The sequence below is a fragment of the Streptomyces sp. adm13(2018) genome, from assembly GCF_008042145.1.
Classification (GTDB): Bacteria; Actinomycetota; Actinomycetes; order Streptomycetales; family Streptomycetaceae; genus Streptomyces.
This window is the reverse complement of sequence record NZ_RDBH01000208.1, coordinates 1-1,326: the sequence shown is the minus strand read 5'-3', so window position 1 is coordinate 1,326 and position 1,326 is coordinate 1. Positions and strand designations below refer to the sequence as shown.

The 1,326-nt window shown below is 73.9% G+C and carries 1 protein-coding gene; it reads left to right on the top strand.

All coding sequences use genetic code 11. The features are described 5' to 3' along the window. The first annotated feature begins 258 nt into the window (after nucleotides 1–258). Entirely contained in the window at nucleotides 259–1,251 is a 993-nt protein-coding gene (locus EAO70_RS35620) for an EamA family transporter (protein WP_187284182.1), read from the top strand. Nucleotides 1,252–1,326 lie beyond the last annotated feature (75 nt).

Here is a 1,326-nt window from a genome sequence, read left to right as displayed (position 1 = left end):
GCGTGGTGTGGGCCGCCCCGCGCGGCCCACACCACGCACACGCAGCCCCCGACGACGAGTACCAGGACGCCGGTCAACGCGACCAGGATCATGCGAGTCCCCCTGCCCTCCGTGTTCCCGCACCGCCTCCGCGGTGGGGTCCCGACATCCTGCCACTCCACGGAACTCCCCTCCCGGCGCCCGGAAACCCGGCCCCGCCTGCCCGATCGCGGGCACCTCTCCTGGTCATCCGGCCGATGACTCCTTACTCTCCTGCTCATGACAAGCCCCGCCGTCGATCCCGCCCCCGAGGCGGCACCCCAGGCCGCCGCCGAACCCGGGTCCCGTACCCCCGCGCGCACCACCCCGACCGTCGCGCCGGTCCGCCGGATCACCGGGGCCGTATGGGCCGCGCTCGGCATCGTCTACGTCGTCTGGGGCTCCACATACCTCGGGATCCGGATCGCCGTCGAGACGATGCCGCCGTTCCTGTCCGCCGGCGTCCGCTTCGTCACCGCCGGCCTGCTCCTCGCCGGGATCATCGCCTGGCGCCAGGGCCCGGCCGCCCTGCGGGTCGACCGGCGGCAGCTCGGCTCCGCCGTCCTCGTCGGCCTGCTCCTGATCCTCGGCGGCAACGCCCTCGTCGTCCTCGCCGAGACCTCCATCCCCTCGGGCCTGGCCGCCCTGCTGATCTCCGTCGTCCCGGCCTGGGTCGTCATCCTGAAGGCCGCCACCGGGCAGCGGCCGAGCGCCGGGGGTCTCGCCGGAGTGCTCCTGGGGCTCGTGGGTCTCGCCGTCCTCACCCTGCCGGGGATCAGCGGCGAGGTGAAGGTCGGCGGCGTCGTCCTGGTCGTGGTCGCCACCCTGCTGTGGTCCGTGGGCTCGTTCTCCTCGGCCCGGCTCCCGATGCCCCCGAACCCCTTCACGGCCAGCGCGTACGAGATGGTCGCGGGCGGTCTCGCCGGCATCGCCCTCGGCCTCTTCCGGGGCGAGCAGCACGGCCTCGACCTCGCGGAGATCTCCACCCGCTCCTGGGTCGCCCTCGGCTATCTGATCGTCTTCGGCTCGCTGATCGCCTTCACCGCGTACGCCTGGCTCCTCCAGGCCGCGCCGCTGTCGCTCGTCGCCACCTACGCCTACGTGAACCCGGTCGTCGCGGTCGCCCTCGGCGCCCTCGTCCTGAACGAGACCCTGTCGTGGCCCATCGTCCTGGGCGGCGCGATCGTCGTCGGCGGGGTCTGCCTCATCGTCTCGACGGAACGGCGCGGCTGACCGACGGGCCCCCGCCACGGCTCCCGCCTCGGCCGCGGACGACCGCCGCGCCGTTCCGTCGAGACGATGAGGCAG